The sequence below is a fragment of the Bradyrhizobium sp. in8p8 genome, assembly GCF_000426845.1.
GTDB lineage: Bacteria > Pseudomonadota > Alphaproteobacteria > Rhizobiales > Xanthobacteraceae > Bradyrhizobium > Bradyrhizobium japonicum_C.
In genome coordinates this window covers 1-13317 of the sequence record NZ_AUGD01000009.1, presented here as the reverse complement: position 1 = coordinate 13317, position 13317 = coordinate 1, and the positions used below count along the sequence as shown (strand labels likewise).

At 63.3% G+C, this 13317-nt stretch carries 14 protein-coding genes and 1 pseudogene; 11 read left to right on the top strand and 4 right to left on the bottom strand.

From position 1 onward, the window contains the following. Nucleotides 1-7 precede the first annotated feature (7 nt). The 4 genes from K408_RS0122055 to K408_RS0122040 are packed head-to-tail and all read left to right on the top strand — an operon-like array spanning nucleotide 8 to nucleotide 3691. Entirely contained in the window at nucleotides 8-955 is a 948-nt protein-coding gene (locus K408_RS0122055) for a branched-chain amino acid ABC transporter permease (RefSeq protein WP_024340685.1), read from the top strand. Then, the gene (locus K408_RS0122050; protein WP_024340684.1) at nucleotides 952-2250 is read left to right on the top strand and encodes a branched-chain amino acid ABC transporter permease; all 1299 of its coding nucleotides are present in this window, start codon (nucleotides 952-954) and stop codon (nucleotides 2248-2250) included. The genes K408_RS0122055 and K408_RS0122050 overlap by 4 nt, the downstream gene beginning before the upstream one ends. Further along, complete coding sequence (locus tag K408_RS0122045) at nucleotides 2247-2996, top strand: ABC transporter ATP-binding protein (protein WP_024340683.1); 750 nt, start codon at nucleotides 2247-2249, stop codon at nucleotides 2994-2996. The genes K408_RS0122050 and K408_RS0122045 overlap by 4 nt, the downstream gene beginning before the upstream one ends. Continuing rightward, entirely contained in the window at nucleotides 2996-3691 is a 696-nt protein-coding gene (locus K408_RS0122040; protein WP_024340682.1) for an ABC transporter ATP-binding protein, read from the top strand. The genes K408_RS0122045 and K408_RS0122040 overlap by 1 nt, the downstream gene beginning before the upstream one ends. A gap of 61 nt (nucleotides 3692-3752) precedes the next feature. On the opposite strand, the gene K408_RS38440 is transcribed toward K408_RS0122040, so the two are convergent. Both K408_RS38440 and K408_RS0122030 read right to left on the bottom strand, forming a co-directional pair. Further along, complete coding sequence (locus K408_RS38440; RefSeq protein ID WP_024340681.1) at nucleotides 3753-3959, bottom strand: hypothetical protein; 207 nt, start codon at nucleotides 3957-3959, stop codon at nucleotides 3753-3755. A 93-nt stretch (nucleotides 3960-4052) separates the two neighbouring features. Further along, a complete protein-coding gene (locus K408_RS0122030; protein ID WP_024340680.1) occupies nucleotides 4053-4916 on the bottom strand; it encodes a formate/nitrite transporter family protein in 864 nt (287 codons plus the stop codon). Nucleotides 4917-5035: 119 nt separating this feature from the next. On the opposite strand from K408_RS0122030, the pseudogene K408_RS44130 reads away from it, so the two are divergent. The 5 genes and pseudogenes from K408_RS44130 to K408_RS0122005 form a co-directional block, all read left to right on the top strand. Then, nucleotides 5036-5266 (top strand): annotated as a pseudogene (locus K408_RS44130) (DUF2231 domain-containing protein); the annotation flags it as partial. A 228-nt stretch (nucleotides 5267-5494) separates the two neighbouring features. Beyond that, complete coding sequence (locus K408_RS0122020) at nucleotides 5495-5698, top strand: hypothetical protein (RefSeq protein ID WP_028145980.1); 204 nt, start codon at nucleotides 5495-5497, stop codon at nucleotides 5696-5698. A gap of 42 nt (nucleotides 5699-5740) precedes the next feature. After that, nucleotides 5741-5911: a hypothetical protein gene (locus tag K408_RS42835; protein ID WP_196232390.1), complete on the top strand. Its 171-nt coding sequence runs from the start codon at nucleotides 5741-5743 to the stop codon at nucleotides 5909-5911. 239 nt (nucleotides 5912-6150) lie between these two features. After that, entirely contained in the window at nucleotides 6151-7380 is a 1230-nt protein-coding gene (locus K408_RS0122010) for a CaiB/BaiF CoA transferase family protein (RefSeq protein ID WP_024340679.1), read from the top strand. A 184-nt stretch (nucleotides 7381-7564) separates the two neighbouring features. Further along, nucleotides 7565-7780 carry a hypothetical protein gene (locus K408_RS0122005; RefSeq protein ID WP_024340678.1) on the top strand — a complete coding sequence of 72 codons (216 nt, stop codon included), beginning with the start codon at nucleotides 7565-7567 and terminating at the stop codon, nucleotides 7778-7780. 80 nt (nucleotides 7781-7860) lie between these two features. On the opposite strand, the gene K408_RS0122000 is transcribed toward K408_RS0122005, so the two are convergent. Continuing rightward, entirely contained in the window at nucleotides 7861-8532 is a 672-nt protein-coding gene (locus K408_RS0122000; RefSeq protein ID WP_024340677.1) for a TetR/AcrR family transcriptional regulator, read from the bottom strand. 205 nt (nucleotides 8533-8737) lie between these two features. Between K408_RS0122000 and K408_RS0121995 the strand changes: the two genes are divergently transcribed. Next, a complete protein-coding gene (locus tag K408_RS0121995) occupies nucleotides 8738-9973 on the top strand; it encodes an acyl-CoA dehydrogenase family protein (RefSeq protein WP_024340676.1) in 1236 nt (411 codons plus the stop codon). A gap of 139 nt (nucleotides 9974-10112) precedes the next feature. Next, the gene (locus K408_RS0121990) at nucleotides 10113-11171 is read left to right on the top strand and encodes a phosphotransferase family protein (RefSeq protein WP_024340675.1); all 1059 of its coding nucleotides are present in this window, start codon (nucleotides 10113-10115) and stop codon (nucleotides 11169-11171) included. Between the two features lie 328 nt (nucleotides 11172-11499). On the opposite strand, the gene argE is transcribed toward K408_RS0121990, so the two are convergent. Beyond that, entirely contained in the window at nucleotides 11500-12672 is a 1173-nt protein-coding gene (gene argE, locus K408_RS0121985; RefSeq protein ID WP_024340674.1) for an acetylornithine deacetylase, read from the bottom strand. Nucleotides 12673-13317 lie beyond the last annotated feature (645 nt).

Below are 13317 nucleotides of genomic sequence, written 5' to 3'. Positions count from 1 at the left end.
GAATGCTGTGCTTGAACTGATCGTTATATCGACACTGAACGGTCTGTTGTTCGGTATGCTGTTGTTCTTGCTGTCGAGCGGCCTGACCGTCATCTTCAGTATGATGGGCGTGCTCAACTTTGCCCACGCCAGCTTCTATATGCTCGGCGCCTTCTTCGGCTTTCAGCTCACCAAATGGATCGGCTTCTGGCCGGCGCTGCTGTTGGCACCGCTGCTGGTCGGCGCGATCGGCATGGCCGTCGAACGCTACGGCCTGCGCAACACGCACAAGCACGGCCACGTCGCGGAGCTGCTTTTGACCTTCGGTCTCGCATTCGCGATCGAGGAAATCGTGGCGATGATGTGGGGCAGGAGCCCCGTCGACTACCGCGTGCCGGCGCTGCTCGACTTTCCGGCCTTCACGATCTTCTCGACCAACTATCCCGCCTACAAGATCTTCATGCTGGCCGTGTCGATCGTGATCTTCGTCGCGCTGTTGATCGTGCTCAAGCGTACGCGGGTCGGCTTGATCGTGCAGGCGGCGCTGACGCATCCCCACATGGTCGGACATCTCGGTCACAATGTCGGACGCGTGTTCATGCTAGTGTTCGGCGTCGGCAGCGCGCTTGCGGGAATTGCGGGCGTGATCGCCGGTCCGGCCCTGGTGACGCAGTCCGATATGGCGGCGGCACTGGGCCCGATCCTGTTCGTGGTCATCGTGTTCGGCGGCCTCGGCTCCTTGCCGGGCGCATTCATCGCCTCGCTCGTCATCGGCCTGGTGCAGACCTTTGCGGTGGCGTTGAACGGTTCGCTGGCGAGTGCTTTCGGTCCGCTGGACCCGTCGGCGGGCCCCTCCGTGCTTACCGACATCTGGAACGTCACGATCGCCCAGGTGGCGCCGATCGTGCCGTATCTTCTGCTGGTGATCATTCTAATCGTACGCCCCATGGGCCTGATGGGGACGCGCGAGTCATGAACGCCACGACGACTTCCGCATCGAACATCTCAGGCAAGTCCGCCGGCGACAGCCTGCGCTTTTATGGCGTCTGGCTGGTCGGCATCGCTACGCTGATCCTCCTGCCGATGATCTTCTCCTCCGGCGGCTCGCTCACGTCCTTCAGCCTGATCGGCATCGCGATCGTGTTCGCGCTGTCCTACAACATCTTGCTCGGCCAGACCGGCCTCCTGTCGTTCGGCCATGCGGTGCATTACGGCCTCGGCGGCTTCGCGGCCTGCCATGTGATGAATGCCGTGGTCTCGCACGGCTGGCCGGTCCCGCTTCCCTTCATACCGTTGTTCGGCGGGCTCGGCGGTCTTGCTTTCGCAATGATCATCGGCTGGGTGATGACCAAGCGCGCCGGCACCGTGTTCTCGATGATCTCGCTGGGCATTGCCGAACTGGTAGCGTCCTCCTCGCTGATCCTGCGTTCCGTGTTCGGAGGTGAGTCCGGGATCTCGACCGACCGCACGGCTTTGCCGAAAATGTTCGGCTGGACTTTCGGTCCTCAGATTCAGGTCTATTACCTGATCGCGTTCTGGCTGGTGATCTCCGCGATCGCGATGTACGCGCTGACCCGGACGCCGCTGGGGCGGATCAGCAACGCCGTTCGCGACAATCCCGAGCGCGTCCAGTTCATCGGCTATGATCCGCACGTGGTCCGTTACATTGCCTTCTGTTTTGCCGGGTTCTTCGCCGGCGTGGCTGGAGGCTTGGCTGCGATCAACTTCGAGATTGCCAACGCGGCCTATCTCGGCGCGATCCAGTCCGGCCTCGTGCTGTTCTCGACCTTTATCGGAGGCGTCGCATTTTTCTTCGGCCCCATCCTTGGCGCGATCCTCGTGACATATCTGCAGCTTGGGCTGACCAGCGTCACCGGCGTGTGGCAGCTCTATTTCGGCATTATCTTCATCGGCATCGTGATGCTGTCTCCGGGCGGCATCGCCGGCCTGATCATGATGCACCGGCCGCTGGCTCGTGCCGGAACTTTGCAGACGGTGATTCCGTCCTATGTCGTCGCGGCGGTGCCGACCCTGGCGCTGGCCTGCGGCGTGATCCTGACGATCGAATCGATCGCGCGCACCCATAGCGGCCAAAGCAGCCCCATCAACCTGTTCGGTGTTGCCTTCACTCCGGCGTCGCCGATGACGTGGGCGAGTGCGGCGATCCTTATCGTCGTCGGCTTCTTCGTGGCGCGCCTCAGCTGGCGACGAGTCGCCGATGCTTGGGATCGCGCGGCGACGATCGCGCGCGACCGGGGGTATCTGGCATGACGGCAGCCATCGAACTTAACGCTGTCGAAAAGCGCTTTGGCAACGTCGGTATTATCCGGGACCTCAATCTCAGCGTCGCGCAAGGCGAGCGTCATGCCATCATCGGTCCGAACGGTGCCGGCAAATCGACGACGTTCAACTTGATCAGCGGCCATATCAGGCCGAGTTCGGGCGAGGTAAGACTGAACGGCGATGTGATCTCCGGTCTCGGGCCCTTCGAGATCAACCGGCGCGGCCTGTCGCGGTCGTTCCAGGTCACCAACGTGTTCTCCCGCATGTCGGTCTGGGAGAACGTCCGTTGTGCCGTGCTGTGGGCGACGGGGCACCGTTACGCGTTCTGGAAGAACGTCGACAGCCTGCCTGAGGTGCGCGAACGTACCTCTCAGATACTCGACGATATCCATCTGACGCACCGGCGCGATGTTCCGGCGGGCTTGTTGACCTACGCTGAGCAGCGCGAGCTTGAGATCGGCATCACCATCGCCGGCGGTGCCAATGTCGTGTTGCTGGACGAGCCGACCGCCGGCATGAGCCATGCCGAAACCGACCGTGCGGTGGCGCTGATCCGGCGGTTGACGGAAGGCAAGACGCTCGTGATCGTCGAGCACGACATGAGCGTCGTGTTCGGCCTTGCCGATCGAATTTCCGTGCTGGTCTACGGCCACATCATTGCCTCGGGCACGCCGGAAGAGATCCGGCGCGATCCGAAGGTCAAGGAAGCCTATCTCGGCGAGGAGGCGCACTGATGCTCGAGGTCAGGGATCTGCACGCCTACTACGGCAAGAGCCACATTCTCCAGGGCGTCGACCTCGATGTCGCCTCGGGCGAAGTCGTGAGCCTGCTCGGCCGCAATGGTGTCGGGCGTTCGACCACGGTCAAGGCGATCATGGGCGAGGTCGCGCCGCAAGGCACGATCCGCTTCAAGGGCAAGGACATCGCCGGGCTGCCGAGCTACAGGATTGCGCGTCTCGGTCTCGGCTATGTGCCGGAGCATCGTGACATCTTCCCGGGTCTGACCGTTCGCCAGAATTTGCTCCTCGGTATCAAGGACACGCGACGTCCCGGCAAATGGCAGCTTCAGGACATGCTCGACATGTTTCCCAATCTTGCCGCGCGGGCCGACACGCCTGCGGGGGTGCTGTCAGGCGGCGAGAAGCAGATGCTCACGACCTGCCGGACCCTGATGGGCGACCCCGATCTCATCATGATCGACGAGCCGACCGAAGGTCTTGCCCCGCTCATCGTACAGCAGGTCGGGGATCTCATTGCCCGCATTGCGCACGCCGGCGTCGCGATTCTCCTCGTCGAGCAGAAGCTGTCGATTGCGATGAAGATCTCCAACCGGGTCTACGTTATGGGACACGGTCGCGTCGTCTTCGAAGGGACGCCCGAGCAACTGAAGTCGAACGGCGACGTTCGCGCGCAATGGCTGGAAGTGTGAGATCGGGCGTATCCGCACGTCGATGCAGAGTTGGAGCCGAGCGCAGCCTGCGATCGATCGGCTATTTCTGCTTCGCGTTCTCTTGCTCGCGTTCCTCGCGCGCACGGTCGACGGCACCACCTTGCGGCTGCCCGCTGACCTTCACGCCGGGGAGATGATCGACCTTGTTTTTCTCGGAATCGTCAGCGCGCTGCAGTTCGCGGTCGATGATGTCACGTGATCCTTCCGCCGGTTCCTTGTCGAATGGGCTTTTGGTCTCCACGCTCATATGAATGATCCTGCTTGTGGTCGCATGTTGATTGTTGAGGCAAGCCCGGTTCGCGCCTATCGTTCCTGACCAAATCGCACCTTTCGGGCGGGTTTATTCCCTGTGATCGTCGATTTCCGCTGCGACCTGTCCGTAGTTCAGCAGCGCAACCAGGGTCGTTCCGCCGAGAATGTTTCCGAGCAGTGTCGGCATGAAGAAGTCCGAGGCGTATTGGGCCAGGGATGCCCGGCCGCTCTGCACCAGGAAGGCACACTCGACGGAGCCTGCGACGATGTGCGAGAACCCGCCGAGCGCGACGACATAGGTCATTATGACGATGATGTGCGCGCGTGATTCCTTCGCCGCCGGAAGAAGCCAGGCCATCAAGGCGATCAGCCAGCCGGCGAAGATGGCCCGGACGAAGGTGGTCGAGAACGTCCCCTCGACCGTATGCCGGCTGAGGTCGACGAAGGCGTCCACAATGCGCGGCTCGAAGATGCTGGTGTGGGCGAGCACCGACCCGATCGCCCAGGTTCCTGCGATGTTCGAAGCAAGGACCAGAAACCACAGCTTGAGCACGCTTGCCAGGGTGCGGAGGTCCCGGTTGTGCAAGAGCGGCAGGATCGGCGTCAGCGTGTTCTCAGTGAACAGTTGTTGCCGTCCCAGCACCACGACGAGGAAGCCCACCGTGTAGCCGAGCGGAGCGACCAGGCGCCGCGTCGCATCATCCGAAATCAGCCCGTGAAACGCGCCCTGAACGATCAGCGACAGGGCCATCGACAGCCCGGCGGCAAGACCGGAGAGGACGATCGCCCACCAGCGCCGCTCCAATTCCTGCTCGCCCTCTGCGCGGATCGTTTCATGGATGAGCGCGGCGCTCGGCCGGCTCTGGGATTCGACCTGCTTGGTTTGACGCCGCGAGACGCCGTCGAGCTTGGATGCAGGACTGAAGGAGGCTCCGTCGCCAGGCTGATCCACGCTGCGGTCTCCGAAAGGATGATTGAGTCCAAGACTTCGGGGCGTGCCATTCCGTTCCTCCCGAACATGTGGTTGGCTCGTTGTGCAATGCAGAGATCGAAGGAACCTTCACCCGATGCATGAGTTGGCGGCTCGGGCAGCGAAAGTTGCACGAGCCCGATCGTGCAAAAGGATGTGCGCGTGCGCTCCACGGCGCAATCGCAGGCCATCCGATCCATCCGATGCTGGTGCCGATCCCGATTGCGTGCTTCATCGGGGCGCTGCCGGCCGAAATCGCCTATGTCGCGAGCGCCGAGATCATGTGGGCGGACTTTTCCGCCTGGCTCCTGGTGGTCGGTGTCATCTTCGGCGTGCTCGCCGCCATCGTGGGGCTGACTGACTTCATCGGCAGCCGCCTGGTCCGGGCGCGGACGCCCCGTCGGCGTCGCCATCGACAAGACCGGTGCGCCGCTGGTTGCCGACGACAGCGGCAACACGTTGTGGCGGGTGAAGGCAGCGCATCCGCGGCTGACGCAACGTTAAGCCCGGTCCCGCGTTGGGAGTTCGGAACAGTTAAAGCCCAAGCCAGGAGGAGGACAATGGGTCTCGCTCAATACGCCATCGTGCCGGTACAGGACGAATGGGGCGTGCTGCATGACGGCGACGTCAGGAGCCGGTACGCCACCAAGGAAGCCGCATTCGAGTCGGCAGTCGCCGCGGCATCACTGGCCCTCCGTGAGGGACACGAGGTCCATGTCAGCGTGCCCGGCCGCGAAGCCGGCGATAACGCGCTGGGTGTGTAGAGTGCCCAGTCGGCGGATAGCGTTCGCAAGAAGGAGGCCGCAATGACCAAGCCCCGCGAGCCCAACGGCATCGAGCCATCCCGCTCCGAGGACGACATGCAGCGCGACCAGCTCGGTCCGCGCGGCGTGCCTGGCGCGCCCGATCCTGCCAAGATGACGCCCCAACGCGACAAGAAGACCCCGAAGCACGTCGATCCCGGCCATACCGCTTGAGGCGGGCGCTGTCTTTTTCGAACCCTGCCTGGTTTTTCAAAGTTTGGCCGGGGCAATCTGAGCCGCTCAGGCAATATTCGCGGCGCGGAAAATCGCGGACGGCAACGGCCCCCTGAGGCGGCCGGAGATGGCCGCATACCGCCAGTGCAATGCTCGCACTTTCGAAATAGTGTATCCGCAGGAAGCGCGGCCTGCGGCCTCGCCGCCGCGCCAAGATCAGTTCTCCGGAGGAAATCGACATGTCGGCCCTGCCGCTTTCAGGCATCAAGATCCTTGACCTCACCCGCGTGCTTGCCGGGCCCCTGTCGGCCCAGATGCTGGGCGATCTCGGCGCGGAGGTGATCAAGATCGAGCGGCCGGGCACCGGCGACGACGCGCGCGCCTTCGGACCGCCTTACCTGAATGACCCCGATGGCAAGGCCAACAACAACAATTCGTTCTATCTCTGCGCCAACCGCAACAAGAAGTCGGTCACGGTCAATATCGCCAAGCCGGAAGGGCAGGCGATCGTCCGCGAGCTCGCCAAGGACGCCGACGTCTTCATGGAGAATTACAAGGTCGGCGATCTCAAGCGCTACGGCCTCGACTACGAGACCATCAAGGCGATCAATCCCGGCATCATCTACTGCTCGGTCACCGGCTTCGGCCAGACCGGCCCGTACGCGCCGCGCGCCGGATACGACGCCATCCTGCAGGCGATGGGCGGGTTGATGAGCGTCACCGGCCATATCGACGGCGAGCCGGGTGAGGGCCCGATGAAGGTCGGCCCGTCGATCGTCGACTACATGACCGGGATGAATGCCTCGATCGGGATCCTATCGGCGCTCTATCATCGCGACGCCAAGGGCGGCCAGGGACAGCACATCGACGTCTGCCTGTTCGACACCGTCATCGCATCCCTGTCGCACTGGCTGCAGATTTATCTGGTCAACGGGAAGACGCCGCCGCGCCGCGGCACTTGGGGCAATGGCGGGATGCCGGCCGGTGTGTTCCGCTGCGCCGATGGCGAGCTGATGCTGGTGGTCGGCAACGACGGGCAGTTCCAGCGCACCTGCGCCGTGCTCGGCGAGCCGGAGCTCGCGAACGATCCCCGCTTCGTCAAGAACAACGACCGCGTCGTGCACGGCAAAGAGATCATGGCCATCTTCGCCGGCCTGTTCCTGAAGAAGCCGGTGGCTTACTGGCTGGAGAAGCTGGAGGAGGCCGGCGTGCCGTCAGGTCCGATTAACAATTTCGAGCAGGTGTTCTCCGATCCGCACGTTCAGTCGCGCGGCATGCGCGTGAAGGTCAAACATCCTTTCGAGCCGGATCTGTCGCTGGTCCGCAATGCGCTGACCCTGTCGGAGACGCCGATCAAGGAGTACCGCGCGCCGCCGCTGCTTGGGGAGCACACGCAGGAGGTGCTCGGCGGCAAGCTCGGCTTTGACGCGGAGAAGATCGCGGCCTTGAAGCAGCTGGGGATCATCTAGCGCGTTCCTAGCCTCTCCCGTGGAGCGCCGGGGAATGTGCCTGGTCGTGCAGGACGCCCGCATGCCGGGGCTTGCGTGAAGCTTGCGCGCAATCCCCAGATAATCCCGGTCCGTAGTCGCACAGGCTTCCGCTTCGCGCGCGACTCTGATTCGATCCCTGCACTTGAGTTCGGGAGGGAAGCGAATGTCCTACACGATCGGGTTCCAGGCCAAGGACCAGAAGTCCATTCTGGCGACCGAGGCGGCCACCGCCAATCAGGCCGTCGCCATCATTGCCGCGCTGCGGCAGAGCGCGGACGAAATAAAGTTCATCCGCTCGCCGCAGGAAGGCGAGATGGGTATCGAGATGCTGCTGCTGCTCGCCAAGGAAGAGGCCGAGGAGATGCCGCAGCGGGTCTAGCCGCCGCGTTAGCCGCAAGATTCAGGCATTTTCCGCCACGCCGAACTGACCTCGCGCCGGCTTTCGACCGGGCTCATTGATCAGCGCGCGTCCCGTGCGAGTGCGCGCGCGGGGGCTTTGGCCTCGCCCTTTCCCGCCGTCAGCGCCATCGTCGCCACGCTGACCACGCGTGCGACCACGTCCTCGACGTCATCGAGATCGCATTTGCCTTCCGACAATTTCGTCAGTCGCTCGCTCTCGCGGATGGTGTGATGCGCCATCGCGAGCGCAAAGTTGAGGCCCCAATAGATATCGACCTCGCTCCGATCGGGCAGGGACCGTCGCATCGCGCCGGCAAATTTGCGCAAATGGTCGATCTCGCGGTTCTTGATGCGGCGGATCGGCGGCACGGATTCGATCGAGGCACGGATCATGAAGCGCGCGGCGGTGGAGCGCTGGGTCTCCGGGCCGAGGCAGCCGCGCAAGGTCGGACCGACGAGGGCGCGCAAGATCGCCTCGATCGGCGCGCGGCCGCCGCCTTGCTCCTCCGCCGCCTTCAATTCGCGCAGGCGCTCGCGGTTCGTGGCGATCGAGCGCGTGACAAATAATTCCGCGATCAACTCGTCCTTCGAGCCGAAATGATAGTTCACCGCGGCCAGGTTGACATTGGCAGCCGCGACGATGTCGCGCAGCGTCACGTCGCCGAAGCCGCGATCGGCGTAGAGCCGTTCGGCGGCGGCGAGAATGGCGGACCTGGTGTGATCGCTGGCCATGAAATGTCCCGGAGGGGAGGAGTTGCAAATCAAACAGTTGTATGAAACTATCGTTTGAAGGCCGGAAAAGTCAATCCGCATTCGGACTCGGTCGCAACTTCGCGGCTTGGTCAGAAGCGCCCGCACTCTCGACCATTGCGGGTAGCGCGGAGCGGGAGGACAATCCGGCGCAAGAGTGTCTGTTGAAAGAAGCGAGGAGCGTCCCATGGACTTCGATATGTCCCCCAAGCAGAAGGAATGGCTCGACCGCGTGCGGTCCTTCATGGCCAAGCACGTGCGCCCGGCGGTGCCGATCTACGACCAGCAGGACAAGAGTGGCGACCGCTGGAAAGTCATCCCGATCCTGGAAGACCTCAAGAAGAAGGCGAAGGCGGAAGGCCTCTGGAACATGTTCATGCCGCCGTCCGAGCACGAGGACGACGAATTCCGCGGCGCGGGGCTGACCAATCTCGAATATGCGCTGCTGTCGGAAGAGATGGGCCGCATCACCTGGGCCTCGGAAGTGTTCAATTGTTCCGCGCCCGACACCGGCAACATGGAAGTGTTCATCCGTTACGGCTCCAAGGAGCAGAAGCGCAAGTGGCTGCGTCCGCTGATGGACGGCGAGATCCGTTCGGCCTTCCTGATGACGGAACCGGCGGTTGCGTCTTCCGACGCCACCAACATCGAAACCCGCATCGAGCGTGACGGCGATCATTACGTCATCAACGGCCGCAAATGGTGGTCGTCCGGCGTCGGCGATCCCCGCTGCAAGATCGCGATCCTGATGGGCAAGACCGATTTCAAGGCGGCCAAGCACCAGCAGCAGTCGCAGATCCTGGTTCCGCTCGACACCCCCGGCATCAAGGTCGAGAAGATGTTGCCGGTGTTCGGCTTCGACGATGCGCCGCACGGACATGCGCAGGTGCTGCTCGAGAACGTGCGGGTGCCGAAGGAGAATATCCTGCTCGGGGAGGGTCGCGGCTTCGAGATCGCGCAGGGCCGCCTCGGTCCGGGTCGCATCCATCACTGCATGCGCACCATCGGCAAGGCCGAGGAGGCGCTGGAGAAGATGGTGAAGCGTCTCACCTCGCGCACCGCCTTCGGCAAGAAGATCGTCGAGCACAGCGTGTGGGAGCAGCGCATCGGCGAAGCCCGCACCAACATCGAGATGACCCGCCTCCTGTGCCTCAAGGCCGCCGACATGATGGACAAGGTCGGCAACAAGACCGCGCAGGCCGAGATCGCCATGATCAAGGTCGCGGCGCCCAACATGGCGCTGAAGATCATCGATGAGGCGATCCAGGCCTTTGGCGGCGCCGGCGTCTCGGACGAAGCGGGCCTTGCCAAGGACTACGCCCACATCCGCACGCTCCGTCTCGCCGACGGTCCGGACGAGGTGCATAACCGCGCCATTGCCAGACTTGAGGTTCGGAAGTATGCAAACTCTCCCGGTCATTAGACGGGAGAGCCTGGAGGCGCTCCCGGCTTGACGAATGAGAGGGCATGATCCGGTGACCGCTTGACGCAAGTGCGTCAGCGGTTACCGACTAGGATCATGCTCGACCTGAAATGGTCAGGACTGAAGAGGGAGCGTCACTGTGGCGGACGGCGTCAGGAAAGACGAAGAGTTCTCGGGTACCAAGCCGGTCGAGGAGCGGCATCGTTTCGACGAGCTGCGCCTCGAAGCCTGGATGCGCGAGCATGTCGAAGGTTTTGAAGGCCCCCTGGTCGTGCTCCAGTTCAAGGGCGGCCAATCCAACCCGACCTATCGCCTCAACACGCCGAACCGCTCCTACGTGATGCGCAGAAAGCCGTTCGGCAAACTGCTGCCGTCGGCGCATGCGGTCGATCGCGAGTATCGCGTGATCGCTGCGCTCGGAAAGCAGGGCTTTCCGGTCGCGCGCGCCTATGCACTCTGCCAGGACGACAGCGTCATCGGTGCAGCCTTCTACATCATGTCGATGGAGGAGGGCCGTGTGTTCTGGGATCCGACGCTGCCGAGCCAGGCGCCGGACGACCGGCGCAAGATTTTCACCAGCAAGATCGAGACGCTGGCGAAGCTCCACATGTTCGATCCCGACGCCATCGGTCTCGGCGATTTCGGTAAGCCCGGCAATTATTTTGCACGCCAGATCGACCGCTGGACCAAGCAATATCGCGCATCCGAGACGCAGCACATTCCCGAGTTCGAGAAGGTGGCCGAATGGCTGCCGAAGACGGTGCCGGAGCAGGCGCGCGTCTCCATCGTCCATGGCGATTATCGCCTCGACAACATGATCTTCCACGCGACGGAACCGCGCGTGCAGGCCGTGCTGGACTGGGAGCTGTCGACCCTCGGCGATCCCATGGCCGACTTCACTTATCTGTTGATGCAGTGGATCATGCCGGGCCTCGAGGGCGCCGACCTCAAGGCGCTCAACATCCCGAGCCTGGAAGAGGCCGCGCAGATCTACTGCAACGTCACCAAGATGACGGTGCCAGATCTCAACTGGTACTTCGCCTACAACCTGTTCCGCCTTGCCGGCATTACCCAAGGCATCGCCGGCCGCGTCCGCGACGGCACCGCCGCCAACGCCAAGGCGCTGGAGTCCGCCAAACGCACCGTGCCGCTGTCAAAGGCCTCGTGGGAATATGCGCAGAAGGCGGGCGCGGTGTAGAAATGACGAAGGCGCGGCCGGTGGCCGCGCCTTTTGCATATGGGGAGCTGCGTCATTCCCACACCTTCGCTGTCATTGTCCGCGAAGGCGAGCAATCCCGCATTTCAGAGACGCCAGTGCTTGAATCGAGACGCCGCGGCCCGCTGGACGCCCCCGGTCAAGCCGGGCATGACAGCGGTGATGAGGCGACTCATTCCACCGTCGTTGCGAGCCAACGGGTCCGCGCGAAGCGCGGCCCGATGACAGGCTCCGCGAGGCAATCAGTGTGCCCTCTACTGGCAGTCTGGATTGCTTCGTCGCAGGAACTCCTCGCAATGACGGGAGGCGCTCAGCTCTTCACGCAATGCGCGATCAGCCTCTCCACGAAGCCTCCGCATTTCTCCAGCTCCGCCATCTCCACGAACTCGTCCGGCGTATGCGCCTGTGCGATCGAGCCGGGGCCGATCACCACGGAGGGGATATCGGCGATGTCGGCGAACAGGCTCGCCTCGGTGCCGAAGGCGACCTTGGCGTGGTCGTTGCGTCCCGCCAGGCTCTTGGCCAGGGTGACGATTGGAGCATCGGCTTCCGTGTCGAGCGCGGGGTAGTCGAGGATCTCCTCGAATGCGATGCCGCACTCCGCATTCCTTGCCTTCATCGCAGGCTCGAGTTCGGCCTTGGCCCAGGCGACGATTGCATCGGTGACCTCGCGCGACTCGGTGATGCCGATGCCGCGGCACTCGAATTCCACCGTGCAGGTATCAGGCACGATGTTGAGCGCGGCACCGCCGTGCACGATGCTGGTGAGCAGCGTCGAGTGCGGAACGTCGTAGAGACTGTCCGTCGCGTGCGCGGCTGCGAGCGCCATGGCGCGGCGGCGGATTTCGACGATCAGCTCGGCGGCATATTCGATCGCATTGACGCCCTCCGGCGCGATCGAGGAATGGCGGGCGAGCCCGCGAAACGTGGCCCGCACGCCGTGCTTGCCCTTATGACCGATGATGACCTGCATCTGGGTCGGCTCGCCGACGAAGCAACCGAGTGGCCTGACCTTCTTCCTGGCGACCTCGCGCAGCATCGGCCGCACGCCGACGCAGCCGATCTCCTCGTCATAGGAGATCGCCAGATGAATCGGCGTCTTCAGCCTAGCGTCCACCATCTCCGGCACCATGGCGAGGCACACCGCCACAAATCCCTTCATGTCGGTGGTGCCGCGGCCATAGAGCTTGCCGTCCCGCTCCGCCAGCTTGAACGGATCATGGCTCCAGTCCTGGCCCACGACAGGCACCACGTCGGTATGGCCGGACAGCACGAAGCCCGGCCGGTCCTCCGGCCCGATTGTGACCCAGAGAGCGGCCTTCTGCCCGGTCTCGTCTACGATGCGCTCACCCTTGACGCCGAACCCGGCGAGATAGCTTTCGATATGGGCAATCAGGGGCAGGTTTGTGCGGTCGCTGATGGTGTCGAAGCCGACGAGGTCGGCGAGGAGCTTTCGGATGCGATCGGGTCTTGAGCTTGGCATTGTCTCATTCTGTCGAGGAAATGGCGGCTGAAGCGCTTGCAGGCACCATACCAATGTGGCGCCCGGTCGGGCAAATCAACACAGGTCGTACAAGATATCGAGGTGCCTGTCGGGCAAAACACGCCAGCGGTCGGTCAATGCTCGAAGTCGGAAAGATTCCGCTTTACCGAAATTCGGAAAAGACGTATGAATCGCCGCAACCCGGCCCAAGGAAGAGGGGCGTATCGCGATCGTCACGAACGCGGGCCGGGCGGCGGTGGACGCAGATGGCGTTGGCGCGAACGGATTTGCAGGGCGGGAGACCGTGAGCAAGCTCGCCGCGCATGCGACAGGTGCCATCTGCGTACGGCAAAATCGTGTGGTCCTGGCGCCCGGGGTCTGTGCGCCAAGTGTTGCGGTGATGTGGCGGTCCGACCGGACGCGCGCACCAGCCATCCGCAAGGCGACGGGGGCAATAGTGCATCGCTCCCCGGGGAGAGCACGACATAAGCCGTTCCAACCACTGCGCAGGGAAGGCCGGGATGTCCTGGCTACACCTGTATGCCGCTGTGCAGCTTCTCACCACGCAGATTCCGCACAGTGGACCTCGGGTGCCAGCGGGCTCCCGGTCTTCCCTGCGCCCTCTTTCATTTCAGAGGGTGAGGC